The 24,028-nt window shown below is 71.2% G+C and carries 28 protein-coding genes; 14 read left to right on the forward strand and 14 right to left on the reverse strand.

All coding sequences use genetic code 11. The features are described from left to right. Nucleotides 1–100: 100 nt before the first annotated feature. The 5 genes from ndhC (at nucleotide 101) to AB0J80_RS01990 (ending at nucleotide 3,437) form a co-directional block, all read left to right on the forward strand. Nucleotides 101–478: an NADH-quinone oxidoreductase subunit A gene (ndhC, locus tag AB0J80_RS01970; protein ID WP_364700146.1), complete on the forward strand. Its 378-nt coding sequence runs from the start codon at nucleotides 101–103 to the stop codon at nucleotides 476–478. A gap of 164 nt (nucleotides 479–642) precedes the next feature. Next, nucleotides 643–1,380 (forward strand): DivIVA domain-containing protein, encoded by a 738-nt coding sequence (locus AB0J80_RS01975; protein ID WP_364699254.1) that lies wholly within the window; start codon nucleotides 643–645, stop codon nucleotides 1,378–1,380. After that, a complete protein-coding gene (locus AB0J80_RS01980; protein ID WP_364699256.1) occupies nucleotides 1,377–1,877 on the forward strand; it encodes an SRPBCC family protein in 501 nt (166 codons plus the stop codon). The genes AB0J80_RS01975 and AB0J80_RS01980 overlap by 4 nt, the downstream gene beginning before the upstream one ends. A gap of 211 nt (nucleotides 1,878–2,088) precedes the next feature. Next, on the forward strand, nucleotides 2,089–2,652 hold the full coding sequence (locus tag AB0J80_RS01985; RefSeq protein ID WP_364700147.1) for a DNA-3-methyladenine glycosylase I: 564 nt from the start codon (nucleotides 2,089–2,091) through the stop codon (nucleotides 2,650–2,652). Between the two features lie 227 nt (nucleotides 2,653–2,879). Further along, entirely contained in the window at nucleotides 2,880–3,437 is a 558-nt protein-coding gene (locus AB0J80_RS01990) for a hypothetical protein (RefSeq protein WP_364699258.1), read from the forward strand. Nucleotides 3,438–3,480: 43 nt separating this feature from the next. Here the strand turns inward: AB0J80_RS01990 and AB0J80_RS01995 are convergent, their stop codons facing one another. The 3 genes from AB0J80_RS01995 to AB0J80_RS02005 form a co-directional block, all read right to left on the reverse strand. Then, nucleotides 3,481–4,278 (reverse strand): serine protease, encoded by a 798-nt coding sequence (locus AB0J80_RS01995; protein ID WP_364699260.1) that lies wholly within the window; start codon nucleotides 4,276–4,278, stop codon nucleotides 3,481–3,483. Nucleotides 4,279–4,387: 109 nt separating this feature from the next. After that, entirely contained in the window at nucleotides 4,388–5,176 is a 789-nt protein-coding gene (locus tag AB0J80_RS02000) for an enoyl-CoA hydratase-related protein (protein ID WP_364699262.1), read from the reverse strand. Next, complete coding sequence (locus tag AB0J80_RS02005; protein ID WP_364699264.1) at nucleotides 5,173–5,985, reverse strand: PaaX family transcriptional regulator C-terminal domain-containing protein; 813 nt, start codon at nucleotides 5,983–5,985, stop codon at nucleotides 5,173–5,175. The genes AB0J80_RS02000 and AB0J80_RS02005 overlap by 4 nt, the downstream gene beginning before the upstream one ends. Nucleotides 5,986–6,293: 308 nt before the next feature. Here AB0J80_RS02005 and AB0J80_RS02010 point away from each other — a divergent pair, with 308 nt between their 5' ends. Both AB0J80_RS02010 and AB0J80_RS02015 read left to right on the forward strand, forming a co-directional pair. Further along, the gene (locus AB0J80_RS02010) at nucleotides 6,294–6,461 is read left to right on the forward strand and encodes a DUF3117 domain-containing protein (protein ID WP_015625691.1); all 168 of its coding nucleotides are present in this window, start codon (nucleotides 6,294–6,296) and stop codon (nucleotides 6,459–6,461) included. Between the two features lie 77 nt (nucleotides 6,462–6,538). Further along, the gene (locus tag AB0J80_RS02015) at nucleotides 6,539–7,948 is read left to right on the forward strand and encodes a leucyl aminopeptidase family protein (RefSeq protein ID WP_364699266.1); all 1,410 of its coding nucleotides are present in this window, start codon (nucleotides 6,539–6,541) and stop codon (nucleotides 7,946–7,948) included. On the opposite strand, the gene AB0J80_RS02020 is transcribed toward AB0J80_RS02015, so the two are convergent. Continuing rightward, complete coding sequence (locus AB0J80_RS02020; RefSeq protein ID WP_364699268.1) at nucleotides 7,938–8,546, reverse strand: O-methyltransferase; 609 nt, start codon at nucleotides 8,544–8,546, stop codon at nucleotides 7,938–7,940. The genes AB0J80_RS02015 and AB0J80_RS02020 overlap by 11 nt on opposite strands. 244 nt (nucleotides 8,547–8,790) lie before the next feature. Between AB0J80_RS02020 and AB0J80_RS02025 the strand changes: the two genes are divergently transcribed. Both AB0J80_RS02025 and AB0J80_RS02030 read left to right on the forward strand, forming a co-directional pair. Continuing rightward, complete coding sequence (locus AB0J80_RS02025; RefSeq protein WP_364699270.1) at nucleotides 8,791–10,059, forward strand: trypsin-like peptidase domain-containing protein; 1,269 nt, start codon at nucleotides 8,791–8,793, stop codon at nucleotides 10,057–10,059. 28 nt (nucleotides 10,060–10,087) lie between these two features. After that, the gene (locus tag AB0J80_RS02030) at nucleotides 10,088–10,510 is read left to right on the forward strand and encodes a preprotein translocase subunit TatB (RefSeq protein WP_364699272.1); all 423 of its coding nucleotides are present in this window, start codon (nucleotides 10,088–10,090) and stop codon (nucleotides 10,508–10,510) included. Here AB0J80_RS02030 and AB0J80_RS02035 read toward each other — a convergent pair. Genes AB0J80_RS02035 through AB0J80_RS02045 form a run of 3 tightly spaced genes read right to left on the reverse strand, consistent with a single transcriptional unit; the run spans nucleotide 10,507 to nucleotide 13,500 of the window. Next, nucleotides 10,507–11,655, reverse strand: coding sequence for an Mrp/NBP35 family ATP-binding protein (locus AB0J80_RS02035; RefSeq protein ID WP_364699274.1), 1,149 nt, complete (start codon nucleotides 11,653–11,655; stop codon nucleotides 10,507–10,509). The two genes, AB0J80_RS02030 and AB0J80_RS02035, sit on opposite strands and share 4 nt — an antisense overlap. A 31-nt stretch (nucleotides 11,656–11,686) precedes the next feature. Further along, a complete protein-coding gene (locus AB0J80_RS02040; protein ID WP_364699276.1) occupies nucleotides 11,687–12,220 on the reverse strand; it encodes a DUF1003 domain-containing protein in 534 nt (177 codons plus the stop codon). Continuing rightward, complete coding sequence (locus AB0J80_RS02045) at nucleotides 12,217–13,500, reverse strand: CBS domain-containing protein (protein WP_364699278.1); 1,284 nt, start codon at nucleotides 13,498–13,500, stop codon at nucleotides 12,217–12,219. Before AB0J80_RS02045 ends, AB0J80_RS02040 begins: the two co-directional genes overlap by 4 nt. Nucleotides 13,501–13,568: 68 nt before the next feature. Between AB0J80_RS02045 and AB0J80_RS02050 the strand changes: the two genes are divergently transcribed. Further along, on the forward strand, nucleotides 13,569–14,447 hold the full coding sequence (locus AB0J80_RS02050) for a PhzF family phenazine biosynthesis protein (protein WP_364699280.1): 879 nt from the start codon (nucleotides 13,569–13,571) through the stop codon (nucleotides 14,445–14,447). On the opposite strand, the gene AB0J80_RS02055 is transcribed toward AB0J80_RS02050, so the two are convergent. Together AB0J80_RS02055 and AB0J80_RS02060 are read right to left on the reverse strand one after the other, a co-directional pair. Then, the gene (locus AB0J80_RS02055; RefSeq protein ID WP_364699282.1) at nucleotides 14,444–14,944 is read right to left on the reverse strand and encodes a hypothetical protein; all 501 of its coding nucleotides are present in this window, start codon (nucleotides 14,942–14,944) and stop codon (nucleotides 14,444–14,446) included. The two genes, AB0J80_RS02050 and AB0J80_RS02055, sit on opposite strands and share 4 nt — an antisense overlap. 15 nt (nucleotides 14,945–14,959) lie before the next feature. Further along, nucleotides 14,960–15,658, reverse strand: coding sequence for an HAD family hydrolase (locus AB0J80_RS02060; protein WP_364699283.1), 699 nt, complete (start codon nucleotides 15,656–15,658; stop codon nucleotides 14,960–14,962). A 126-nt stretch (nucleotides 15,659–15,784) separates the two neighbouring features. Between AB0J80_RS02060 and AB0J80_RS02065 the strand changes: the two genes are divergently transcribed. Together AB0J80_RS02065 and AB0J80_RS02070 are read left to right on the forward strand one after the other, a co-directional pair. Then, nucleotides 15,785–16,729, forward strand: coding sequence for a DMT family transporter (locus AB0J80_RS02065; RefSeq protein WP_364699285.1), 945 nt, complete (start codon nucleotides 15,785–15,787; stop codon nucleotides 16,727–16,729). A 188-nt stretch (nucleotides 16,730–16,917) separates the two neighbouring features. Further along, the gene (locus AB0J80_RS02070) at nucleotides 16,918–17,553 is read left to right on the forward strand and encodes a hypothetical protein (protein ID WP_364699287.1); all 636 of its coding nucleotides are present in this window, start codon (nucleotides 16,918–16,920) and stop codon (nucleotides 17,551–17,553) included. A 52-nt stretch (nucleotides 17,554–17,605) separates the two neighbouring features. Here AB0J80_RS02070 and AB0J80_RS02075 read toward each other — a convergent pair whose 3' ends face one another. Then, the gene (locus AB0J80_RS02075; RefSeq protein WP_364699289.1) at nucleotides 17,606–18,124 is read right to left on the reverse strand and encodes a DUF4190 domain-containing protein; all 519 of its coding nucleotides are present in this window, start codon (nucleotides 18,122–18,124) and stop codon (nucleotides 17,606–17,608) included. A 158-nt stretch (nucleotides 18,125–18,282) separates the two neighbouring features. Between AB0J80_RS02075 and AB0J80_RS02080 the strand changes: the two genes are divergently transcribed. Further along, nucleotides 18,283–19,218 carry an SDR family NAD(P)-dependent oxidoreductase gene (locus AB0J80_RS02080; protein WP_364699291.1) on the forward strand — a complete coding sequence of 312 codons (936 nt, stop codon included), beginning with the start codon at nucleotides 18,283–18,285 and terminating at the stop codon, nucleotides 19,216–19,218. A gap of 177 nt (nucleotides 19,219–19,395) precedes the next feature. Here the strand turns inward: AB0J80_RS02080 and AB0J80_RS02085 are convergent, their stop codons facing one another. The 4 genes from AB0J80_RS02085 to trxA all read right to left on the reverse strand — a co-directional run bounded on the left by AB0J80_RS02085 (nucleotide 19,396) and on the right by trxA (nucleotide 22,852). Then, complete coding sequence (locus tag AB0J80_RS02085) at nucleotides 19,396–19,899, reverse strand: DUF4190 domain-containing protein (protein ID WP_364699293.1); 504 nt, start codon at nucleotides 19,897–19,899, stop codon at nucleotides 19,396–19,398. Between the two features lie 116 nt (nucleotides 19,900–20,015). Beyond that, on the reverse strand, nucleotides 20,016–20,423 hold the full coding sequence (locus AB0J80_RS02090; protein WP_364699295.1) for a CoA-binding protein: 408 nt from the start codon (nucleotides 20,421–20,423) through the stop codon (nucleotides 20,016–20,018). A 42-nt stretch (nucleotides 20,424–20,465) separates the two neighbouring features. Further along, complete coding sequence (locus AB0J80_RS02095; protein WP_364699297.1) at nucleotides 20,466–22,385, reverse strand: intein-containing Rv2578c family radical SAM protein; 1,920 nt, start codon at nucleotides 22,383–22,385, stop codon at nucleotides 20,466–20,468. A 104-nt stretch (nucleotides 22,386–22,489) separates the two neighbouring features. Continuing rightward, nucleotides 22,490–22,852, reverse strand: coding sequence for a thioredoxin (gene trxA, locus AB0J80_RS02100; protein WP_364699299.1), 363 nt, complete (start codon nucleotides 22,850–22,852; stop codon nucleotides 22,490–22,492). A 451-nt stretch (nucleotides 22,853–23,303) separates the two neighbouring features. On the opposite strand from trxA, the gene AB0J80_RS02105 reads away from it, so the two are divergent. Then, nucleotides 23,304–23,933 (forward strand): RNA methyltransferase, encoded by a 630-nt coding sequence (locus tag AB0J80_RS02105; protein ID WP_364700148.1) that lies wholly within the window; start codon nucleotides 23,304–23,306, stop codon nucleotides 23,931–23,933. Nucleotides 23,934–24,028 lie beyond the last annotated feature (95 nt).

The raw sequence follows: 24,028 nt of genomic DNA on the forward strand, positions 1-24,028 counted from the left end.
GTAAGGGTTCCTGTCCGATCACAGACCGACGACCACAGTAGCCAGGCAAGGCTTGCCTGAGCCAATCGAGTTCACCCTGTGGTTCGCTAGGCTGACGCTCGTGGACGGGTATCTGGGTACGTACGCCACGCTGGGCCTGCTCCTGGCGGCCGGCGTCCTCGTCTTCGTCGGCGCGTTCGGGGCGAACAAGCTGCTCAGCCCGGCCAACCCGGCGGAACCGGCCGGCAAGCGGGTCGCCTACGAGAGCGGCATCGACCCGGTCGGCGGCGACTGGGCGCAGGCGCAGATCCGCTATTACGTGTACGCGTACCTCTATGTGCTCTTTGCCGTCGAGGCGGTGTTCCTGTTCCCCTGGGCGGTGATCTTCGACCGCCCGGGTTTCGGCGCGGTGACCGTGGCCGAGATGGGCATCTTCGTGGCGGTCCTGGCGCTCGGCATCCTGTACGCCTGGCGCAAGAAGATCCTTACCTGGACCTGACGCCCTCCCGCCCTGGCAGACTGGCGGTTGGCAGCGCTTTGTCCGCAGATGGGGTATCGACTCGCCATGGTTTGTCCACAGGCAGGGTGCCGACCCGCCACGCTTTGTCCACAGGCGGGGTGGCGGGCTCGCCACGCCGCAGCGCTCATGCCACGATCGTGCCCATGGGTCAGCTACTCCTCTTCGTCGTCGTGGCACTCGTGGTCGCGGCGATCGTCTTCGGCGTGACCGTCATGGTGAGCGGCGGAGACCCCGGATTGACGCCGGTCGAACCCGACGGCAAGGCGCTCCCCTTGCCGAGCGACCGGCCGCTCGGGGAGGAGGACATCTTCCGGACCCGCTTCGACACGGCCTTCCGCGGCTACCGGATGGCCCAGGTGGACCAGGCCCTCCAGCGGGCGGCCTATGACATCGGCTACAAGACGGAGCTGATCGGCGTCCTCGAGGCCGAGGTGACAGCGCTGCGCGAGGGCCGCACGGCCGACGCCGACGTGCTCCGCCGCGCCCGCGAGGCGGCGATCGCCCCGCCACCCCCGCCGGCCGACGCCCCGGTCACCCCGACCCCGGCCGCCGCCCAGCCGACCACTACAGCGCCCACCTCAGCTGCCGCAACGTCTCCCGCAACCGCCCCCTCATCCGGAGCCACCTCGTCTCCGGCTGAGTCTTCTCCGGCCGCGGCGTCCGCCGGGGCCGTCGGGTCCTCTGCTGCCGCCACGTCTTCTGAAGCGGCGTCTTCGCCGGAGAGCCCGTCCTCCGCGCCGAAGGCCTCGTCGGGCACCACGTCGTCGGCGACTCCCGGCTCGTCATCCGGTTCGCCCGCGTCCGCTCCGAACTCGACCCCCTCGGACGAGTCGGCCCGTTCCGCCGAACGCACCGACGAAGAACCGGCGGAGCGCCGATGAGCGAAACCGAGCCGGCCGCCGACGGCCTGGGTGACGCCGCGAAACCAGGCACCGGCGAGGTCACCGCGACGGTCATCGTCAACGCCCCCGCCCCCCGCGTCTTCGCCGCCTTCCTCAACTGGGAACGGCAAAGTGACTGGATGCCGTTCACCAAGGTCCGCGTAGTCGAAGGCGACGGCGGCGAAGGCAGCCTCATCGAGGCTGTTACCGCCCTCGGCCCGGCAGCACTCCGAGACGAGATGCGCGTGATCCGCGTCGACGCCCCCTACGAGCTCAAGGTCGTCCACTGCGGCAAAGTCCTCCGCGGCCCGGGAACAATGCGCTGCACCGCGATGGGCGGCGACCGCACTCAGGTGGTCATGCACGAGTGGTTCCACCTGCCGGGAGGAGCGGCCGGCAAACTCGCCTGGCCCGTCCTGTGGCCCGGCTCCAAACTCAGCTTCAAGGGCGCCCTGAAGAAGTTCGGCCGGCTGGTGGAGGAGGGCAAGCTCCCCTGACCCGTTCTTGTCAGAGGGTGCCCCTACGGTGAGCGCCATGAAGCAAGACATCGCCGGTCCCGGCCCGCACCAGCCGGCTCCCAGCCCTGCGCAAGCCTCATCCCACGCCGGCGCCATGCTGCCGCAGACGTCGGCCGAGCAAGCGGTGGGCTCAGCCGAGGGGCCGGCCGAGACAGGGCTGACCGGCGCCGAAGTGCTTCCGGACGGGCTCGTGGTGGGGGAGGACGGCCGCGCTCGCTGCTCCTGGGGCGGCAGCACCCCCGATTACGTGCCCTACCACGACACAGAGTGGGGACAGCCGGTCCACGGCGACGACGCCCTGTTCGAGCGGATGTGCCTGGAGGCCTTCCAGTCCGGCCTCTCCTGGATCACGATCCTGCGCAAACGCCCGGCATTCCGGCGGGCGTTCGCCGGCTTCTCCATCGAGGCGGTGGCCGCGTTCGACACCGAGGACGCCGACCGTCTGATGGCCGACCCCGGCATCGTCCGCAACCGCATGAAGGTCGACGCCGCCCTCCACAACGCCAAGGTGGCCGCCGACCTCCCCGACGGCCTCTCCGCCCTCCTCTGGTCATACGCGCCGGCGCCCCGGCCCCGCCCGGCCACCCGAGCCGACGTCCCGGCGGTCACTCCGGCATCCACGGCCATGGCCAAAGACCTGAAGAAGCGCGGCTTCAAGTTCGTCGGCCCCACGACGGCCTATGCACTCATGCAGGCCACCGGCATGGTCGACGACCACCTGGCGGGCTGCTTCGTCCCACCCACCAGGCCCTGACCCGTCCTTCGCCCCCGGGCCGGGCCTGACCCGCGCCCCTGCGGCCCGGCGGCCCTGCGACCCCGGTCCCGCGGCTCCGCCGACCGAGGGATCCGCCCGTCGGCTCCTTGCCCTGAGCGGCCGGCACTGCCGTGGCCCGACTGCCGCCCGTCCGAAGCAAGCGACCACGGCCACGGACGGTGGAGGCTGCGGTCCGCGTACCAAGCGGGCGTGATGTCATAGTCCGCATGGCTCAGTGGGTGGTGACCATTCCGGCGGATCGATGGGCGAGCGAACGCCTCTTCCATCACGACACCCTGTCGGTGGCAGGGTCGGCCGGGGTGAGTCCCGCCGCCGGTGACGACGTGCTGCTCGTGGCCGGCGGGGATGAACCGTCCGTCGTCGCGCTGGGGATCGTGGCCGGCCAGGAGTCTGAGAAGCGCGGAGCGCACGGGGTGCCCGAGGTCGAGGTGGCCTACACGCGGCGGTCGTTCGACCAGCCGGTGCCGGCCGACGGGCTGCCGCGGGGCGAGTCGGTGGCCGAGATCGATGCTGAGACGTTCCGGCGCTACGCCGGGCGGCTGGCCGGGGATCGGGGCAAGCAGACGTGGCTGGTCAGCCTGGATCTGCCGATCGAGGCGGCGAGTCCGGCCGAGGCGGTTCGGCAGTTCTGGTCGTACGTGCTCGAGCTCGGTCCCGCGGAGCTTCCCACCTTCGTCTCGCCGTCGGGTGACGAGCTGGCCATGCAGGCCTTCGTGCTCGGCGAGGAGGCGAATCTCGATCCTGAGGAGGACGAGGAAGACTGAGGCCCCGGAGCTAACGCTCCGGGGCCCGTGTGCGCTCTTGCGATCAGCCGCCGAGGCTCGTCGCCGCCGAGCGGATCGCCGACGAGAAGTAGCTGACCTGGGTGTAGACGCCCGGCTTGTTCGGGCGGGCGCAGCCTTCGCCCCAGCTCACGATGCCGACCTGGATCCAGGCGTTGGCGGCGTCGCGGCGGAACATGGGGCCGCCGGAGTCGCCCTGGCAGGTGTCCACGCCGCCCTGGGTGTAGCCGGCGCAGATCTCCTCGGCGGGGATGATGTCGCCTGCGTACATGCTGCTGGAGTTGCAGGTGGTGTCATTGACGAACGGGACCGTGGCCTTCAGCAGGTAGCGCTGCTGGCTGCCGCCCTCGCGTGCCGCGCCCCAGCCGGCGATGGTGAAGGTGCCGGTGTCGTATGTCGACGAGGTGGCGATGGGCAGCGTTGCCAGGCCGGTGACGGGGCTCGAGAGGCGGATCAGGGCCCAGTCCTTGCCGCTGCCGTTGTAGCCCGGCGCCTGGTAGACGTAGTTGGACCTGCGGGTGATCCGGCTCGACGAGTTGAGGTCGACCACGCCGAGTGTCGCGGTGATGGACGTGTTGGTGCCTGTGCCGTTGACGCAGTGGGCCGCCGTGAGCACCAGCGTCGGGCTGTAGAGGGCGCCGCCGCAGCCCATCGAGAGGCGGACCATGAACGGGAACTCGCCTTGAGTGGCGCGGGTGCCGCCCACGACTCTCTGCGGGCCGTCGTCGGCGGCCGACGCCGGTGATGTCTGCAACACGGTGCCCATCGCCGCCACCGTGAGCGCGGCCGCGACCCCGCCCAGAATCCTGCGCAACCTGACCATCCGGACCTCCCCAACGAAGCGTTGCGGAGAGTCAAACATTTACCGGCGTGGATCGGTTATACCGAAAGACTCATACTGTCGGCGGGGCGGCGGCCGGAGGACCTGAGGTTCAGCGACCCTCGAACGCCGGCTTCTGCTTGGCGACGAACGAGGACACCGCGTTCTGATGGTCGCTGGTGGCGCCGCAGATCGCCTGCGCCTGTGCCTCCGCCGCCAGCGCGTCGGACAGGGTGCCCGCCGTACCGATGGAAAGCTCGCGCTTGATCGCCGCGTAGGCCACCGTCGGGCCTGCCGCCAGCCGTGCGGCGAACTCCTGCGCGGTCGGCAGCACCTGCTCGTCGTCTTCCAGCAGTTGCGTCAGCAGGCCGTATTCGTAGCACTGCTGCGCTCGGACCGGCTGGGCGAGCAGCAGCAGCTCCAGCGCCCGGGCGCGGCCGACGATGTGCGGCAGCGACCAGGACACGCCGGTGTCTCCGGCCAGGCCCACGTTCGCGAACGCCATCAGGAACGTCGTCTTCGGGCCGCCGATGCGGAAGTCCGCGAGCAGGGTCAGCGAGGCGCCCGCTCCGGCCGCCGTGCCGCGTACGGCGGCGACCACCGGCTTCGGCAGGCTCGCCAAGCGTTGGGCGATCGGGTTGTAGTGCGCCCGCACGGTGTCCAGGTCGGTCGAGCCGCTCTCCAGGACGCCCGCGTGCTCGCGCAGGTCCTGACCGACGCAGAAGGCGTTCCCGGCGCCCGCCAGCACCACCGCCCGGACCGACCTGTCCGTCTCGAGCTGTGCCAGCGTGTCGCGCAGGGCCTCTTTCAGGTCCACGTCGAGGGCGTTCATGGCGTCGGGGCGGTTCAGGGTGAGGGTGACGACCGCATCGGTGCGGTCGACTAGCAGAGCGTCCGTCATGGTTCTGAGAATCCCACACGTCCGCCGCGGGACGCCGATGCCAGGCACCGTTCCACGAAGCGGTCCGCCGCGGGGCGGAGCCGGGTCGCGTGCTTGTCGAAGAAGGTCGCCGCGCTCTGGCCCGGCCAGGGCGACGGCAGGAGCGAGGCCGGCAGCTGGGGGTCGCGGAAGAGGAAGCTTCTCCAGGCGTGGACCAGGTGGAAGCGGGCCGCGTACGCGTCCTCGTCGGAGCTGCGGGCGTTGATCGCGGTGACCGCCGGCCGCTGGGCGGCGACGAAGTCCTCGTACGCCTGGCCGATCTCCGTCAGGTTCCACGCCCGGCCGACCATGTCGGCGGCACCCGGGGAGCCGGCGGCGTGGCCGGCGTTGAAGCGCTCGTAGGCCACGCCCGTCTCGGCCAGCACGCTGTCGATCTCGTCGGCCGGCCGGGGGGCGACCCAGGCGCGGTCGTCGAGCATGCCGTACCCGAGGAAGCTCAGCCGTTGCGCGTCCCGGCGGGCCACCGGCGCGTTGAGCAGGATCAGGTCGAAGCGGCCGTCCCAGTTCGAGCGGCCGGTCCGGTAGATCCGGGCGGACGCTTCGTCGAGTCTCCGGGCCGCCTTGGGGGTGAGCAGATAGCCTGGTCCGGACGTCAGGCGCAGCGGGTGCAGCCAGCCCTGTCGCACCATTCGGGAGACCGCGGTGCGGACCGCGGGCGGTGCGATGCCCAGCGGTGCCAGCAGTTTGACGAGGGCGGCGACCGGCGCGCGGCCGCCTCTCGGGCGGAGGTAGTCGCCGTAGAGGTCGAAGAGTGCCGACCGCGCCTGCATGACCGCACATTGTGACAGCCCGAAAGACGATATGCTAGACGCTGTCACATCAGCCCGGGTTGGGTTTGGGTTCGCCGGTGTTCATCAGGGAAAATGTTTGATCGGCACGGTGGGCCGCGCCGCTTGACCTTGGTGAGGCCCGCAGCGCCGCGGTCTCGGGTCGGTCCAGCGGGGGCGACTCCGGCGGTCGGAACGAGGTGTACGGCGCATCGCGGGGCTGAGCGCGAGGCGTCGTTGCCGAGCTGTTCGAAGTGCAAGTGGCTGTGGGGTAACCCACCGACCCTGATGTAGGTCTGAGGGGAGACAAGATGGCGGCGATGAAGCCGCGGACGGGCGATGGTCCGCTGGAGGTCACCAAGGAAGGGCGCGGCATTGTCATGCGCGTCCCGCTGGAGGGTGGTGGCCGTCTCGTCGTTGAGATGACTCCGGACGAGGCCAACGCGCTGGGTGACGCGTTGAAGGCGATCGCCGGCTGACGTTTCACGTGGCCCGCCGGTACGGTACCTGCCGCACCGGCGGGCTTTCCATGTCTTCGTGGAAGGGTCATCCTCCAGTGTTCGGGATTCGCCTGGTCGCCGTCGCTGAGGCCGGCACCACGGTTCTCGCGGCAAACGCGGACGGCGTGCTGGCGGGCGGTGACGACGAGACCGCGGCGCTGCACCGTGAGTCGCGTGACCCCGGTCAGGCGGGCGCGGTGCTGTCGCTGCCGCGCCCACTGCGTACCCCTGCCAAGGTCTTGATCGTCGGGGTCGGTGCCGGGGACGAGGCCGGCTGGCGGGCAGCCGGCGCCGCCGCGATCCGGTCCGTGCCGGCCGATGAGGCGCTGCACGTGGTCGTGCCTCCGGGCGTCGACCCGGCCGCTTTGCGCGGCCTTGCGGAAGGGATGTGGCTCGCCGGCTACCGGTTCCGCGACGCCGTCGTCGGCCCCAGGTCCGTCGAGGTCACCCTCCGGACATCAGACTCTGACGCGTACGCCGAGAGCCTCGCGTCCGCACGGGTGACCGCCGCGGCGACCTGGCTGGCCCGCGACCTGACCAACACGCCCGCGTCGGTGAAGAACCCGGCCTGGTTCGCCGGCCAGGTCGTCGACGAGGCCGCCGCCCGTCCCGGTGTGACCGTGACCGTGCGCGACCCGGACCGGTTACGGGCGGAGGGCTTCGGCGGGCTGCTGGCCGTCGGGGGCGGCTCCGCGACACCGCCGTGCCTGGTCGAGGCAGCCTGGCGGCCGGAAGGCGCGACCCGGCACGTGGTGCTGGTCGGCAAGGGCATCACCTTCGACACCGGCGGCATCTCGATCAAGCCGCGCGAGGGCATGAAGCTGATGAAGAAGGACATGGGCGGGGCCGCAGCGATCATCGCCGCCACTCTCGGGGCCGCCGACCTCAATCTGCCGGTACGGGTCACCGCGCTCGCGCCGCTGGCGGAGAACGCGGTCAGCGGCTCGGCGTTCCGCCCGGGCGACGTGATCACGCAGTGGGACGGCACCACGACGGAGACCACCAACTCGGACGCCGAGGGGCGCCTCGTCCTGGCCGACGTCCTCGCGTACGCGGTGGCGGAGCTCGAGCCGGACGTCGTCATCGACCTGGCCACCCTCACCGGAGCCAACGCGGTCGCCCTCGGTACGCGCACCGCCGCCCTCTACAGTCACGACGACGACCTGGCCGCCGCGCTGGAGTCGGCCGGCCGTGCCGCGGGGGAGCAGATGTGGCGCCTGCCGCTGCCCGACGACTACGTCGACTACCTGAGCAGCGACATCGCGGACCGGCACAGCTCCCCGGCCCTGGGCGCCGGCTCGGTGGTGGCGGCGCTGTTCCTCCGCGAGTTCCTGGGTGATCGCGTCGACCGCTGGGCGCACCTCGACATGTCGGCCCCGGCGTGGTCCGCGGAGCACGACGCCGACCTGACCAAGGGCGCCACCGGCTGGGGCGTACGGACGCTGCTGCGCTATCTCAGCACTTGACGGCGGCGAGGAGGCCGGCGCCGGCCGGGATGAGGGCCGGGATCCAGTTCTCGGCCTCCCGGACGCTCTTGACCGTCTCCCGGATGGTGATCGTGTCCGGGTCCCGCGCCGCCGGGTCGCTGATCCGCCCGCCGGCCAGGGCGCCGTTGACGATGAGGATGCCGCCCGGCCGCAGGAGCCGCTGGGCCGCGTCCGCGCAGGCACCGAACTCGGTGGCGTCCGCGTCGACGAAGATCAGGTCGTAGACCCCGTCGGCGAGCCGGGGCAGGACGTCGAGGGCACGGCCGGTGATGATCCGGGTACGCGACGCGGCGAACCCCGCCTCCTGGAAGATCCGCCGGGCGATGCGCTGGTGCTCGTTCTCCACGTCGATCGTGGTGAGCACCCCGTCGGGTCGCATGCCGCGCAGGAGCCAGACGCCGCTGACCCCCGTACCGGTGCCGATCTCGACGACAGCCTTGGCGTTGCCCGCGGCAGCGAGCAGGCTGAGCACGGAGCCCGCGCCGGGGGTCACGCAGGTGAGGCCGACCTCGAGGGCGAGGTTGCGGGCGGTCTGCAGCACGATGTCCTCGGCGGCGTACGCCTCCGCGAACTGCATCGACTGCGCGCTGGGGGTGCCGAGCTGGCGGGCTGCGGTGACGATGACGACCTCCGTGTGGGATGCGCGGAAGACAACCGGTGCACATCGGGTATGAGCGTAGAGCGACGGTCACCCTTCGCGCACGGGTGGATCGAGGGCGGAAAGCGGCGACTGGACCTTCCGTGGGGCTGACTGCCGCCGATTCGTGTCATCCTGGAGGAGGAGCCTCCGGGCTCCGCCGACGACGAGTGGAGGCACCGACGTGACCGACGGCTGGAACTGGCGCCAGCCTCAGACTCCGCCGGCCGCGACGCCCCCGGCGTCGGGTGGTTCACCCTGGTGGTCGGATGCGCTGACCGATCCGTGGCGAGACCCGTACGCGCCGTCCGCCGTCGTGGTGCCCAGCGCGCCGGTCAGCACCGGCCCGGAGCCCGAGCGGGTCATCGACCCCGACGCGCCTCGCCGCTCGCTCACCCCGATCCTGTTCATCTGCCTGGTCACGGCCCTGCTGGCCGGCGGCCTGGGCGGCACCCTCGGGTATGTCTTCGCGGCCCGCAGCGGCGTCGGTGGCGGCGGCACGCAGCTCGGCGGCACTCCGCTGGCGGCCCCCAGCGCGGCCCAGCGAGCCCCGGAGTCCCTCGCCGGTGTGGCCAAGCAGGTGCTGCCCAGCGTCGTGACGGTCCGGGTCACCGGCGCCATCGGCTCCGGCTTCGTGGCCAGCCGGGAGGGCTACGTGATCACGAACGACCATGTCGTGGAGGACGCCGACAAGACGATGTCGGTGTCGTTCAGCGACGGCTCCTCGGCCTCCGCGACCCTCGTGGGGCGCGACCCCGAGTCCGACATCGCAGTGATCAAAGTCTCCAAGGGCAACCTGCCCGCGGTGCAGTTCGGCGACTCCGACTCGATCGCGGTGGGCGACCCGGTTCTGGCCTTCGGCTCCCCGCTCGCGCTCGTCAACACGGTCACCTACGGCATCGTCAGCGCCCTCGACCGCACCATCCAGGCCGGCGACCCGGGCGGCACGACCCGCTACTACGCGGCCATCCAGACCGACGCGGCGGTCAACCAGGGCAACTCCGGCGGGCCGCTGGTCGACGCGGCCGGCCGGGTGGTCGGGGTCAACTCGGTGATCCGCTCGGTCGGCGGCACCGAGACCGAGGCCGGCAACATCGGCCTGGCCTTCGCCATCCCGATCAACCAGGCCCGGCGGATCGCCGAGGACATCATCGACACCGGCAAGGCGCGGCGTACGGTGATCGGTGCGGAGGTCTCCACCGGCGGCGCGACGGGTTCCAGCGGCTCGGCCGGGGCGCGGCTGCGCTCGGTCCAGGCGGCCGGCCCGGCGGCCACCGCGGGCCTGAAGTCCGGCGACGTGATCACCAAGATCAACGGGCACGTGCTGGAGGACGGCACGGACCTGATCGCCCTGGTCCGCAAGTACGCGCCGGGCGCCACCGTCTCGGTGGAGTACCGCCGGGGCACCGGCACACAGACAGCGTCAGTAACCTTGGCAGCCGACGCGAAGTGAGAAGCCCTCACGGGCAGGGGAGGCCGCCATGTTCGAGAACCTGAACTGGTGGGAGATCGGCGCGCTGCTCATGCTCGCCCTGCTGATCTTCGGCGAGCGGCTGCCCAAGGTGATCGGCGACGGCCTCCGCATGCTCCGCGGCCTGCGGGCCATGGCCCAGAACGCCACCAGCGACCTGAGCCGCGAGCTGGGTACCGACATCCAGCTGCAGGATCTGCACCCCAAGGCGTTCATCCGCAAGCACCTGCTCAGCGAGGAGGACGAGGCGGCCATCCGCAAGCCGCTCCAGGGCCTCTTCGACGACGTCAAGACCGACCTCAACGGCGTCAAGTCGGACCTCGACGACGTGGCGGCCGCCGCCGACATCAAGGCTCACCGCTCGAACGGCAACGGCGCCGCGACGGTGAACCCCGCCCCGGCGCCGCACGCCTTCGACATCGACGCGACCTAGCGGCGCGCGTTCACCATCAGGCCGAGGGGCTTGCCGACGAGCGACTCGCGCCGGACCGCCAGCCGGTCGGCGACCGCGTCCAGGGCCTTCGCCGCGGGAGCGTCCGGGTCGGCGAGCACGATGGGGGTGCCGGCGTCCCCGGCCTCGCGGACCCGGGTGTCCAGCGGCACCTGGCCCAGCAGCGGCACGGAGGCTCCCACCGTCTGGGTGAGCGACGAGGCCACCGTCTCCCCGCCGCCGGCGCCGAAGACCTCCATGCGGGTGCCGTCCGGCAGCTCGAGCCAGGACATGTTCTCCACCACGCCGACCAGCCGCTGGTGGGTCTGCAGCGCGATCGCCCCGGCGCGCTCGGCCACCTCGGCGGCCGCCGCCTGCGGGGTGGTCACGACTAGGATCTCCGCATTCGGCAGCAGCTGCGCCAGGGAGATCGCGACGTCGCCGGTGCCCGGCGGCAGGTCGAGGAGCAGCACGTCCAGGTCGCCCCAGAACACGTCGGCCAGGAACTGCTGCAGGGCGCGGTGCAGCATCGGGCCGCGCCAGACGACGGCCGCGTTGCCCGCGGTGAACATGCCGATCGAGATGACCTTCACGCCGTGCGACTGCGGCGGCATGATCATGTCCTCGACCCGGGTCGGGCGGCCGTCGACGCCCAGCATGCGCGGCACCGAGTGGCCGTAGATGTCCGCGTCGATCACGCCGACGGACAGGCCCCGCTTGGCCAGCGCCGCGGCGAGGTTCACGGTGACGCTGGACTTGCCGACGCCGCCCTTGCCGCTGGCCACCGCATACACCCGGGTCTTGGAACCCGGTTGCGCGAACGGGATGACCGGCTCGGCGCTCTGACCGCCGCCGCGCAGCGTGGCCTGCAGGGCCTTGCGCTGCTCCTCGCTCATCACACCGAAGTCGATCTCCACCGAGTCGATCCCGGGGATCTTCGTGACCGCGGCGGTGATGTCGCTGGTGAGCTTGTCGCGCAGCGGGCAGCCCGCGACGGTCAGAAGGATCTCGACGGAGATCTTGGTGCCGGCGACGGTGAAGCCCTTGACCATGCCGAGCTCGGTGATCGGCCGGCGGATCTCGGGGTCGTCGACCGTGGCGAGGGCGGCCTGGACGGCTTCCTCGAGGGTGGGGGCGGGTGCGGACATGACGCCAAGCTTACGCAAGCGCCCGAGGGCGTCAGGAGTGCTCTTCCTCCCACTCCTTGCGCTCGAGCTTCTGCCGCCGATGAGCGGCTTCGTCCAGTTCGTCGGCCATCCGCGCCAGCTCCGAGCGGAGGAAGTCGCGGGTGGCGACCTCGCCCAGCGCGATGCGCAGCGCGGCGATCTCGCGGGCCAGATACTCGGTGTCGGCCTTCTGCATGGCGGCCCGGCGGCGGTCCTCGTCCATCGCGAGGCGGTCGCGGTCGGCCTGCCGGTTCTGCGCGAGCAGGATCAGCGGCGCGGCATAGGACGCCTGCAAAGACAAGATCAAGGTCAGGAACGTGAACGTGTACGGGTCGAAGCGCAGTCCCTTGGGCGCGAGGGTGTTCCACGCGAACCACGCCCCGATGACCACGGTCATGTAGACGATGAACTTCGCCGTACCCATGTAGCGGGCGATGTTCTCCGACCACTGCCCGAAGGCCTCCGGGTCGAAGCGGGGCAGCCGGACCCGCCCCGGCTCCACCGGCTGGTCCAGGCGATCCAGCCGGTCCCGCCGAGTGTCCGTCATGAGGGGCCTTCCTCGAGCGCCGCGTCGGCCGTGTCACGGTCGCGCCAGTCGCGGGGCAGGGAGTGGTCGAGCACGTCGTCGACCGTGACCGCACCCACCAGCCGGTACGCGTTGTCCACGACCGGCATGGCGACCATGTCGTACGTGGCCATCCGCCGGGTGATCTCCATCAGGTTCGTCTCCGGCTGCAGCGGGTCGATGTCGGTCTCGATCAGGCCGCCCAGGATCGACGACGGCGGCTCGCGCAGCAGCCGCTGGAAATGCACCATGCCGAGGTACTTCCCGCTCGGCGTCGCGGACGGCGCCCGCGCCACGAACACCTGCGCGGCCACCACCGGGGAGAGCTCCGGTTCCCGGATGCGGGCCAGGGCCTCCGCCACCGTGGCGTCCGGCGGCAGGATCACCGGCTCCGAGGTCATGACCGATCCCGCGGTGCCCGGCGTGTAGCTCATCAGCTGCCGGACCGGTGCCGCCTCCTCGGGCTCCATGAGGTCTAGGAGGATGGTCTGCTCGGGTTTGGGCAGCTCGGCGAGGAGGTCGGCGGCGTCGTCCGGGTCCATCCGCTCCAGCACGTCGGCGGCCCGTTCCCGGTTGAGGTGGACGAGGATCTCGACCTGGTCGTGCTCCGGCAGCTCCTCGAGCACGTCGGCGAGCGTACGGTCGCTCAGCGCCGCGGCCACCTCGTTACGGCGGTTGTCCGACAGGTCCTGCAGGGCGTTCGCCATGTCGGCCGGGCGCATCTGCTCCAGCAGCGCCACCAGGTTCGCGCTGCCCTGGGTGTCGGTCGGGCCGACGAGCCCTCGGACCCGGTCGTACTCGACCTGGTACAGATGGCCGCGCCGGGCGAGCCGGCCGGTGTGCTGGCGTACGGCGACCCGTGTGATCAGCCACTCGTTGTTGCGGTTGAGGTCCATGCCGAGGTCGACGACCGTGCCGGTCTGCTGGGGGCCGGTGCGGTCCTCGGCCTCGATGGTCACCCGGCGGTCCAGCAGGTCCTCGAGCACCAGCAGCTCGTTGGGCCGCTTCTCGAACCGGCGCAGGTTCAGGGTGCCGGTGCTGAGCACGACCGCCTCGGCGTCCATCGAGGTGACCCGCCCGATCGGCAGGAAGATCCGCCGCCGCAGCGCCATCTCGGCGACCAGCCCCACGACCTGCGGCGGCCGGTTGGTGGTCCGCAACCGCACGACGGCGTCGCGGACCCGGCCCACCCGGTCGCCGTTGGGGTCGAACACGGGCAGAGCGGCGAGCCGCGCAAGGTAAACCCTCGTCCCCATGGTCACGCAAACAGCCTAGGGGTTGCCGCATCCCGTCACGACTTGCACCGGGCAGCCTGGGTTAGCGTCATGACATGTCTACCGTGGCGTACGAGATCGTGGACGTCTTCACCGACCGGCCGTTCGCGGGCAATCCGCTCGCCGTCGTCTACGGCGCCGAGGCGCTGGGCGGCGACCAGATGCAGGCGCTGGCGCGCGAGTTCAACCTCTCCGAGACGGTGTTCGTGCTGCCGCCCACCGACATCGAGGCCACCTACCGGGCGCGGATCTTCACCCCGGAGACCGAGCTGCCGTTCGCCGGTCACCCGAGCGTCGGTGCGGCGGTGACTTCGGTACGCCGGGGACTGGCCGCCGCCGGACGCCTGGTGCAGGAGTGCGGGGCGGGCCTGCTGCCGATCGAGGTCGCGGACACCGGCTCGGCGACCCTCACCGGCGGTACGCCGACGCTCGGGGCCCAGTTCACGCCCGCAGCGCTGCTGGATCTGACCGGGCTCGCCGCAGACGACTATGCCGGAGCTTCGGCCACCCCGTCGGCGGCCGGCTGCGGGCTCGAGTTCGTGTACCTGCCGGTCGAGCGCCGGGCGCTGGCCCGGGCCTGGGCGGACACCCCCGGCGCGGCGAAGGCGGGGGTGTCGCAGATCAGCGTCTTCGCCTGGGACGCCGACACGCGCACCGCGTACGCCAGGGTGTTCTGCCCGGGCGTGTCGGTGCCGGAGGACCCGGCGACCGGTTCGGCGGCCCTGGGACTCGGGGTGTGGCTGGTCGCGAACGGCTGGCTGCCAGGGGACGGCACCACCGCGTACACGGTGCACCAGGGTCTCGAGATGCACCGGCCGTCCCTGCTCGAGTGCACGGTGACGGCTTCCGGGGGCGAGGCGACGTCGGCGACGGTGGCGGGGCACGTGGTGCCGGTCGCGAGGGGCGAGATCGCGGTGCCGCCGTTCATCGGCTAGCGCCGCTTTCTGCGTACCCGATGAAGCCGGAAGGGACGACGGACCGGAACCCTCGCCGGGGTCTCCCGCGGCGCCGCCGCACCCGAATCCGCCGGAAGCTCGGGCGCGGCGACCGGTGTGGTCTCCGCAGGGGTGAGCCGGACGACCGCGCATCCGGTCTCGGCCCACCGCGCGACCTGCTCCTCGGCGGTGCCCGAGGCGTTCAGGCGCTTGGCGGCGAGCTGGGGAGCGATCTCGTCCCAGGCCTCGCTGCCCGGCACGAGCCGCTCCACGACGGCGTCGACGATGACGATGAGCCCCCCGTTGTCGCCGCGGAGACGCACCTGGGCGGTGGTGGCGTCGGCGAGGCCCGGTGCGGACTGCTCACCCGGCCCGCTGAGCACGACGAGTGCCCCGTCGAGCGGCATGACCCACAGGCCCAGGGCCGGCCGGTCCTCGACGCTGATCCAGGCGATGCCGGCCTTCTTGATCGCCTCGGCCACGAGCTCGGTCGTCACCGGCCCATCCTAGGGTCAGTTCAGAGCCGGTACGCGGTCCAGCAGGTCGACGACCGCGGACAACGAGCTCACGCTGAGCCCGGCGAAGTCCTCGTCCCGGTTGAACACGAGGTGGTCGGCGAGGTCGGGGGCGCTCAGGCGTACCGGTGTCATCCCGACCGCGGCCGCCCCGGTCAGCTCGCGGCTGCCGCCGTCACCCACGTAGAGGCAGTCCTCCGGCGCGACCCGCAGCCGCCAGCAGGCCTCCAGGTAGATGAGCGGATCGGGCTTGCAGCGGCCGACCTCCACCGAGAACACGCTGACGTCCAGCAGCGGCGCGATCGGCATGCTCGGCAGGAAGGCGGGCAGCTCGTGCGTGCAGTCGCTGATCACAGCGGTCCGCAGCCCACGACGCTTGAGCGCCGAGAGAACGCTCTCCGCGTCCGCGCGCAGCTCGGTGTCGGCCCGCAGGGCGTCGACCCGCGCCGGCACGGCCGCCTGCAGCTGGGCCGGTCGCGGGCTGCCGCCGGCCTGCTCGGTGACCCACCGTAGGGTGGCCTCGGCGGAGCCCAGCTGGCCCCGGGCCCGGACCTGGAAAGTCCGGTCCAGGACGCTCAGCACGGCGTCGGGATCACACCCGAGCGCCCGGGCGATGTCGGCATGCTGAGGTCCGCGCTTGACGGAGCGCGTCAACGTGCCGAAGAAGTCGAACAGCACCGCTTGGTAGGCGGGCATCCAGAACCACTCTCCAGGGGCATTGACCGATGAACAACGGCGGTGAGCGTAACGACCGCTTCACTTTCCGCTCAACTGAGGTCCACAAACTGTGACGTGTTCATATGCAAGAAGCGACGGCCGGGGATGAATACGCGCTCAACACCCGCATTCCTGACAGTCGTCGCTTTAGTCGTCGCAGTTGTAGCAGTCTCGTCATCGGCGCCCCTGATCGCGTACGCGGCGGCCCCCGCCCTGGCCGTCGCCTTCTGGCGCAACGGCCTCGCCTTCGTCGCCCTCACCCCGATCAGCGCCGGCCCCCGCCGGACCGAGGTCCGCACCCTGCTCAGCCGCGACGGCCTCTTCTGCTTCCTGGCGGGCGTATCGCTGGCAGCCCACTTCGCCACCTGGATGCCGAGCGTCCAGCTCGGCTCGGTCGCGACAGCGACGGCCCTGGTGGCGACCCAGCCGGTATGGCAGGGCCTGATCGCCGCGGCATCCGGCGGCACCGACCGCCCCTCCCGCTGGGGCTGGGCCGGCATCGCCCTCGCCGTCACGGGCGTCGGCTGGGCGACCGGTGTGGACGTGGGAGTTTCGGCGCAGGCGGTGCTCGCAGACGTGCTCGCCCTCCTCGGCGCCATGGCCGCGGCGGTCTACACGGCGTTCGGGGAACGCGCCCGGGCCCGGTTCAGCACGACGACGTACACCTGGGCCTGCTACGGGACCTGCGCGCTGCTGCTGCTCGTCGGGTGCCTGGCTGCGGGCGTACCGATGACCGGCTACGACGGCCGCACCTGGGCAGCGATCCTGGCGCTGGTGGTGGGGGCGCAGCTGCTGGGGCACTCGATGTTCAACTATGCGCTGGAGCACGTGTCGGCTACGACGGTGAGCGTGCTCATCCTGCTGGAGGTGCCGGGAGCGGCGCTGCTGGCCTGGGCGTGGCTCGGCCAGGCGCCTCGCTCGGCGGCGTTGCCGGGGCTCGCGGTGCTGGTGGTGGGGGTTGCGGTGGTCATTCTGGCGAGCGCGCGAAGCCGCAAGGGGGCGGCGGCCTCGGCTTCGCTCGCGGACGCCGCTGATCCCGAGCCGCTCTGAACCGATCCTGCCGCCGCATCCTCCAGTCCTGGGCCCTTCTGCCTTTCTTCGCCGGCGTCGGTGATCCCGAGCTGCTCCGGCCGGTGTCTTTGCCCTCGTCGGGCCCTGCGGACGGCGTCCGGCCCCGGCCGCGCGTCGTTGAACCCCTTGGCTAACTGCCACCAAGCGCGGTAGAGAGGGGGCATGCGATGCGCCGCTTTCGATGTCTGCTCGGTGGGCTGCTGCTCGGGGCGGTGCTCATGACCGGAGCCTGCGACGAACCCCGACCGGCAGAGGCCGGCCTGACGGGCGGCTGGACAACGGCCGGCTGCGAGTTCTCCCGCACACCGGAGACGATGACCATCGACGGCCGCACCCACCCGGTCACCCCGGCCGTGCTGGCAGCGGCGATGGCCCGTATAGACGCCGGCGGCCGCACCCACCACGCGGCCAGCTACGCGGGACTCGAGGTGGACCAGCAACGGGTACGAGCCATCGTCTACCGGGTCCCGTCGGCCGCATTCGACGACTTCATCAGGCAGGCCGCGGAGAACACGTGCATCTTCGTCCGCGACGCGGCCCACAGCCTCGAGGAACTGACCCGCTGGCAGGACCACATCGCCGCCGACCTCGAAGCCTGGCGAAGCAGAGGCGTCCGCATCTCCACCATCTCGGCCCGCCACGACGGCGTGGGCGTCGAGATCGGCACCCAGGACCTCGAACGGGCCCGCGAGAAGATGCCCCGGCACTACGGCCGGACGGCTCCACTGATCTTCGTGGAGGAGGGTCCGATGATCCCGATGCCGACGACCGGCGTGCCCATCGCTCCCCAGCCCGGTGGCTGACACTGCGCGGCTTCACCGGCTCGGACCTGCCCGCTTGAGCGTCACACCCGGATCAGAACTCGCCGCCGTTCGACCCGTCGTTGATGATCACCGCCACCAGCACGACCGCCCCCACCACGGCGATCGCCGTCACGACCCAGCCGATGATGATCCCCGCCAGCGCCATCCCGCTCCCGCCGGCGCCCGTCTGACGGATCTTCCTCCTTGCCACGTGCCCGAAGATCGCCCCGAGCACCCCCAGCAGACCGCCGACCCACCAGCCGCAGAGTCCCGCGATCGACACGCACGAGACCACCAGCGAGGCGATCGCCATGCCCTCGGTGGGGCGGGGACCCGGTGGGTACGACGGGTACCCGTACGGACTGCCCGGGTTCCCGTAGTCGTACTGCGGCATCGCATAGCCGAGACCGTAGGGCGCGTAAGGATCCTGTGCGGCGGGCGCCTGATATGCCTGCGGCGGTTGCGGATATCCGGGCGAGGTGTAGGACTGCGGTGGCTGGTAGGGCTGGATCGGCGGGTCGGGCGGTGGAGGCTGGATCCCGTCGGGGCCGGACGTCGGTGGGTAGGTCAAGGGTGGTTGCCTCCGTCCGGCGCGTTCGTTCGTGACCAAGGATAGAAGCGCTTGTCACGGCGTGTTGGCCGCCTGTGGACAACGCTCCCGGCGTACCGAATTGCGCCACTTCTGAGTCGATGTTTGCCCCTCTGGGCGCGAGCGGGCAGGATCGCCGCATGGTCTTCGACGCCCGTTCCGTCAGTGGTAGCCGGTCGAGGCGGGACGCCACGCGCCCCGCAGCCGGACGCCGGCCCCGGTCTGCCGCGCTCTCATCCGAGTCCGAGCCGCTCACCGCGGAGTCCGCGCCGGCCGTGACGGACGATGCCGCGGCCGAGGCCGAGGAGGCTCCCGTGACCCTGCGCTTGGACGGGAAGGTCGCCCTGGTCACGGGCGCGGGCAGTCCGGACGGCATCGGGTACGCGACCGCGCGCCGCCTGCGCGACCTCGGCGCCCGGGTGGCGATCGTCTCGACGACCCGGCGCATCCACGACCGCGCTACGGAGCTCGGCGTGACGGGCTTCGTCGCGGACCTCACCGACGAGGCGGAGGTCGGCGCCCTCGCCGACGCGATCGCGGACCAGCTCGGCGACGTCGAGGTCCTGGTCAACAACGCGGGCCTGGCGAGCCGCACCAGCCCGGAGGTGCTCAGGCCGGTCGCCCAGCTCACGTACGACGAGTGGCGAGCGGAGATCGACCGCAACCTGAGCACGGCCTTCCTGTGCAGCCGAGCCTTCGTCGGCGGCATGTCGGAGCGTGGCTGGGGCCGCATCGTCAACCTCGCCGCGACCGCGGGCCCGATCAACGCCCTCCCCACCGAGGCCGCGTACGCCGCGGCGAAGTCCGGCGTCGTGGGCCTGACCCGCGCGCTCGCGATGGAGCTGGTGGCGGACGGCATCAACGTCAACTGCGTGGCCCCCGGCACGATCTACACGGCGGCGTCGACCGTGACCGAGATCAAGCAGGGCCTGGGTACGCCGATCGGCCGCCCGGGCACCCCGGACGAGGTGGCGGCGGCGATCGCGTTCCTGTGCTCGCCGGCGGCGTCGTACATCACGGGCCAGATGCTGGTGGTCGACGGCGGCAACAGCGTCCGCGAAGCGGAGTTCCGCTGACGGAAGTGTCTCGCGCGGCGGGCCTGATCGGCGTCGACCCGATCTCTCCGGCGCTCGTCCCCCATGTTCCCGGCCTGGTCGTGGTGCACGACGCACCTTCGTGGACCGCGGTGGTGTCAGGCGCGGGGATTCCACCCGGTGTGTGCCCGGTGGATGCGTTCCACCGGGCGCCCTGCGTCAGTACGTGCTGCTGCTGCCTGCGGCCGCGAGCCCCAGGATCACCCAGAAGGCGCAGACCACCACGGTGAGCCCGACGAAGATGTAGCTCAGCCACAGCCCCGCCGTGGCCAGGCCGTCGCCGGACTCGCCGCTGGTGCGGATCTGCCGCTTCGCGACGTGGCCCATGACGATCCCGGCGAGCGGGAACACGAAGGCGAACACGAGGCTGAGGATCGCCATGGTGTTGGTCGGGGCGGGCATCTGGCCGTAGCCGGGCTGCGCGTACGGCTGGCCGTAGCCCGGCTGCGCGTACGGCGACTGCTGCCCGTAGGGCTGCCCGCTGGACGGCGCCCCGTACGGCGGCGGCTGTCCGTACGGCTGTCCGCTCGACGGCGCACCGCTGGCCGGAGCCGCGTACGGGTCCTGCGCGTACGGCGAGGTGGGGTCGTAGGACGGTTGCTGCCCGTACGGCTGCTGCGGCTGATATGGGTCCGGCGTGCCACCGGGCGGTGGGTAGGTCATCAGGAGTCCTCCTAGTTCACCCGGCACCGTACTAGTCGGCGGGAAGATCGGGGCACCCGATCCAGCGTGTCTGGCCCTTCCGCCCCACGTCACGCCTGATTTCACACCGTGCGGCGTCAGCGCAGCTTGGACAGGTTCCCCATCGCGCGCTCCACGGCCAGGCAGCGGTCCTCGACGTACTCCATGCCGGCCTCTTCGGCGATCCGGCGGGCCTCCGCGGACACGATGCCGCTCTGCAGCCACACGGCCGGCGCCTTGATCGCGGCGGCCTGCCGGACGATCTCGACCGCGTCGGCGGCCGGTCGGAAGATGTCGACCAGGTCGACGGGTTCGGGGAGATCGGCCAGGGTCGGCACGGTTCTGATGCCCAAGACCTCGTCCACGAACGGGTTCACCGGGATGATCTTCCAGCCGTATCGCAGCATCTGCAGGGGCACGGAGTGCGACGGCTTGCCGGGGTCGCGCGAAGCTCCGACGACGGCGATGACGTCGGCACTCGCCAGGATCTGCTGCGCGCTTCTCATGCTCCGACTCTATCCACGCTCTCAAGCGGCCGGCCGATCATCTCAGAGCAGAGTCAGTTGCTCCGCCGCCGTCACCGCCTCCGGGCCGGAGACCTGCCGTGCCTCGCCCGGCTGCGCGCGGTTGAGTCCATACCGGCGGGCTGCCAGCCGGACCCGGGCGCCGATCTCGTTCTGAAACGCCTGCGGCAGGTACGAGCCACCGCGGAACAGCTCCCGGTAGCGGGGCGCCAGGGCGGGGTGCTCACGGGTGAGCCAGGCCGCGTACCACTCGCGGGCGCCGGGGCGCAGGTGGAGGGCCAGCGGGGTCACGCTGACCGCGCCGGACGCCGCGATCGCCTCCACCGTCTCCTCGATGGACTCGTCGGTGTCCGTAAGCCCGGGGAGGATCGGTGCCATCAGGACGCTGATCCGGAAGCCGGCGTCGGTGAGGCGGCGGATGGCGTCCAGGCGGCGGCGAGGCCTGGGAGTGCCCGACTCGACCGCACGCCACATGGCCTCGTCGACGAAGCCGACCGAGAAGGACAGGCCCACGGTCGTCACGGCGGCTGCCTGCCGGAGCAGCTCGAGGTCGCGCAGGATCAGGGTGCCCTTGGTGAGGATCGAGAACGGGTTGGCGAAGTCGCGCAGGGCCGCGAGGATCTGCGGCATCAGCCGGTAGCGGCCCTCGGCGCGCTGGTAGACGTCCACGTTGGTGCCCATGGCGATGGGGGCGCCGCTCCATCGCGGTGCGGCCAGCTCGCGGCGGACGAGCTCGCCGGCGTTGACCTTGACGACCACCTTGGAGTCGAAGTCGCGGCCGGCGTCGAGGTCGAGGTACGTGTGCGTGTTGCGGGCGAAGCAGTTGTGGCTGACGACGCCGTCGGCGATGAAGTCGCCGGTGCCCGTGGTGATGTCGAAGAGCGGGAGGGTCAGCCCGAGCTCCTCGATGTCGGCGACTGTGAGCTGGGCGTCGCTGCGGACGCCGACCCCGGACGCGTCGAGCGGGGCGTCGCTGACGCCGGTGAGGTGCCGGAAGCGCAGCGCGGCCCAGAAGTCGCGGGCCACCTCGACGGAGTGGACGCCCCCCAGCTGGGGGTGGGGCGGCCGGCGGCTGGGCAGGCCCAGATGCGTCAGGGCGTCGGTCACGCGGTCGAGGAAGCCGTGATCCCGGCTCGTGAAGACGACGGCCAGGCGGTCGGCGGATCCGGTCGAGCCGAACGCGCCGGCGAGGAAGCCCCTGTACCAGCCGCCGGAGGGCATCTCGGGCCAGTGCAGGGCCTCGTGCATGGGGATGTCGTCGAGGTAGGCGTCCGCGCGGATCCACGCGTCGCCTTCTCGGGGGTCGGGGGACGGGGCGGCGCCGGCGTCGCCGCGGATGAGGCCGCACAGGTAGCCGGTCTTGTAGTCGGGGGACTCCTTCGGCGGGTCGGCGAAGTGGCCGATGCCGGACATGCGATCGCCGACCGCCAGGGCGGGGAGGCCGGGTTCGGCGGGGCTGACGTGCCGCCAGCCGCGTTCGGTCAGGAAGCGATGGTCTCCGCTCGCCACGATGCGGGTGCCGTCGGCGAGTGTCACGCGGAACGCGGCCTTGGAGGTGGACCAGTGGTCGAGGACGGTCGTGGGCACGTACCGCCGATGCGGGCCGGCGCCCATCGTGCCGAGCACCGCGTCGCCCGCCTGCAGCTGCGACAGAGGCCGCGTGGAGCCGTCCGCCATGAGGATCGGGGTGTCACCGCTGAGGCAGTAGGAGCACGCGTGTGAGCAGCCGCGATAGGGGTTGATGGTCCACTCGAACGGCACCCGCGAGGCGCCCGGCACACGGTTGATGATCGACTTCGCCCGCACCTCGTAGAACGTTATGCCGGCGAAGCCCGGGGTGTCGAACGTGCGGACGGTCGCTCCGGGCAGCGCCAGCGGCAGGGGTGAGGCCGCTGGCGCTGCGTCCAGGAGCGAGGCCGGTGCCGACAGGTGAGACCATCGCATGGCGACGATTCGAACACACGTTCGACTCGCCTGTCCACCCGAATCGCCGGAACGGGAAAGCGCCGCGGATCGCAGGATCCGCGGCGCCCGAGATGGTGCCGGTGTCAGTGGTTGTGCGCGGCCAGCTGCTTGCGGACGTCGTCCATGTCGAGCTTCTCGACCTGCTCGATCAGGGACTCGAGAGCGGACTCCGGAAGGGCGCCGGGCTGCGAGAAGACGATGACGCCGTCGCGTACGGCCATGATCGTCGGGATCGAGCGGATGTCGAACTTCGCGGCGAGCTCCTGCTGGGCCTCGGTGTCCACCTTGCCGAAGACGATGTCGGTGTGCTTCTCCGACGAGCGCTCGTACGTGGGGGCGAAGCGCACACACGGCCCGCACCAGCTCGCCCAGAAGTCGACCAGCACGATGCCGTCCTTGCCGGTCACCTCGTCGAAGTTGTCAGCGGTGAGCGTAACGGTCGCCATGATCTCTCCGTCCACGGGAATTTGGGCTACGTGACCTTTCAACCGATCCTCCACCTCGGCAATTCCCGTGCCAAGGCCGCCTGACACGTGGCCTGGCGCACCTTCTTCGACGGTCGCCGGCGAACGCATCGCAGCCGATCGTAACCGATTGTGAGGGAGCGCTCTCAGATGTTACGAGATCTGCGGCGTCCACTTTGTGCGGTCTAGGGCCGGCTCGCCGCCTCTAACGCAGCTCGATAACGACAAGGTCACCGTTCGGCCGAATAGGTAACAAAGTTAAATGTGAGTTGCGTCACTTCGTAACCTCTTCACATCGATACGCACCGTGAGGCAAACTCTTTCCCAACAGAGCGTGGGCGGCGGGTGCCGGGGAGGGCCCCGCCGCTCATTGCGTCTCCCCCCGGGTGCGGCGACAAGCCTGACTTCTCGGCAGTTACCGTCCTCAGCCATGGTGACCGAGGAAGAGCCCCGACTCGAGGTCGGTGTCGGGCCCTGGCCAGGGCCTTGGCCGGACGACGAACGCTACGACCCCGAGCTGCTCGAGCTCGGTGACCGCCGGAACGTGGTCGACCGCTACCGCTACTGGCGTCGGGAGGCGGTCGTCGCGGACCTCGACCGGCGGCGGCACTCGTTCCACGTCGCGATCGAGAACTGGCAGCACGACTTCAACATCGGCACGGTCGTCCGCAACGCCAACGCGTTCCTCGCCGCCGAGGTCCACATCGTCGGTCTCCGGCGGTGGAACCGTCGCGGCGCGATGGTCACCGACCGCTATCAGCACGTCCGCCACCACCCGACGATCGAGGACTTCGTGGGCTGGGCCACGGCGGCCGGGATCCCGGTCATCGGCATCGACAACCTGCCCGGCTCCCGGCCGATGGAGACCGTCACCCTTCCGCGGGAATGCGTCCTTCTCTTCGGCCAGGAGGGTCCCGGCCTCTCCGATGCCGCTCGCGCTGCGTGCAGCGAGCTCTTCTCCATAGCCCAGTACGGGTCCACGCGTTCGATCAACGCCGGCGTGGCGAGCGGCATCGCGATGCATTCATGGGTACGGGCGCACGCCGGCCCGCCCCCGGACTGATCGGCATCGCGCACGGGTGCAGCTGCAGGATCCGTCGGACGGGCCGGGTTCTGCCGATCCGCTTGACGGGGGCCCCCGCGACCCGCACCTTAAGA

This window comes from Actinoplanes sp. NPDC049548, from assembly GCF_040676695.1.
Lineage (GTDB): Bacteria > Actinomycetota > Actinomycetes > Mycobacteriales > Micromonosporaceae > Actinoplanes.